This window comes from Dyella sp. 01N36, from assembly GCF_056399745.1.
This window is the reverse complement of record NZ_JBFTRY010000367.1, coordinates 1-1,343: the sequence shown is the minus strand read 5'-3', so window position 1 is coordinate 1,343 and position 1,343 is coordinate 1. Positions and strand designations below refer to the sequence as shown.

2 protein-coding genes are annotated in these 1,343 nt (G+C 60.1%); both read right to left on the bottom strand.

Features of this window, described 5'->3' with window-relative positions:
• Positions 1-713: class I SAM-dependent methyltransferase (locus tag AC1DMG_RS22165; protein WP_477181155.1), on the bottom strand; the 713-nt coding region annotated here is incomplete at its 3' end.
• A gap of 316 nt (positions 714-1,029) precedes the next feature.
• A partial coding sequence (locus AC1DMG_RS22160; protein ID WP_477181154.1) for a hypothetical protein occupies positions 1,030-1,343 on the bottom strand: 314 nt, incomplete at its 5' end.

Here is a 1,343-nt window from a genome sequence, read left to right as displayed (position 1 = left end):
TAATAGGAGCGTGCGGACTCAAATGCCGCGATATAGAGCAGCGCAGATTCGCGCAGAAGTCGCACATTGGCTTCCACGGGCGCGTAGAAGCGGTCGCTGGTGAACTGCTGCTGGCCTTGAGTTGGCTGGAATTCCGCCAGGAACGCAAACGACTTCCCGGGCAGGGGCGTAATGCAGAATCCGAAGGGCTCGAAGATGTGGCGCAAGCCCGTGATGCCGTARGAGACGATATGCCCGCGCTTGCGGGGATCGAGGTAGCCCGGATCTTCCTGGCGAACGTAGTGCGGCAATCCCGTATTGAACAGCCAGGTGGAGTCCGGCGCGGCGACGGCGGCCAGGCCCTCGGCAAGTTTGCCCAGCATGCGGGGCGTGAGGTGTTCAACGACCTCAAYGCAGACGCCCGCGTCGAACTTCCCGGAGAGGGAGCCGACGTCGCCGACCACATAGTTCTYGTGTGTGCTGTGTTCCTCGGGCGGAAACAGCTCGACCGCGTGGAAAAGATCGGAATGCGCCGGAAAAGTGGCTGCCAGCTGGTCCAACAGATAGCCGGGGCCGGCACCCAGATCGAGGAAGCGGCGAACCTCCCTGCGTGCGTAAAGCACGGCTTCGCCTGCGCGAACCAGTCCGTCGCCCGAGGCGCGCTCACGCGCTGCCTTCAGTTCTTCGTTCCAGTARTCGAGGTCGTAGTCCCGGGGGGAGACGCCGCGGTCCATGTCTGCGAGGACTTGCGGTTCGATGAAGATCGAGTCGCAGGCTTTGCAGGAGAAATAAGGGAAACCGTCGACGTCGCGAAATGGYTCGGTCGTCTTGGWTTTTAGGCAAACAGGGCAATCGTGTGTCATGTGGGCACTTTAGCTGACTGCTGTTACGACAGGCGCGTGATGCAGGTCAATTCGCTCGCATCTAAGGGGGTCATTAGATCATGAAGCATCGCTGGAACCCTTAGTGAAAGCCGAAAGGCCCGGCCTTAACACAAAGTTTCGCATTGGGCCGATGGTCAGCCCCGTCACGCATGGCGGCTCGCGCGATTCATGTCCAAAGCAGTCTTCGATAGAGCTTTCGCCAGCTCAGCGGCACTCGTCGCCAAGACCTTCTCATCGCGACGCGGCTAAGCGATTCATCTTGAAAATAATAGGAGCGTGCGGACTCAAATGCCGCGATATAGAGCAGCGCAGATTCGCGCAGAAGTCGCACATTGGCTTCCACGGGCGCGTAGAAGCGGTCGCTGGTGAACTGCTGCTGGCCTTGAGTTGGCTGGAATTCCGCCAGGAACGCAAACGACTTCCCGGGCAGGGGCGTAATGCAGAATCCGAAGGGCTCGAAGATGTGGCGCAAGCCCCGTG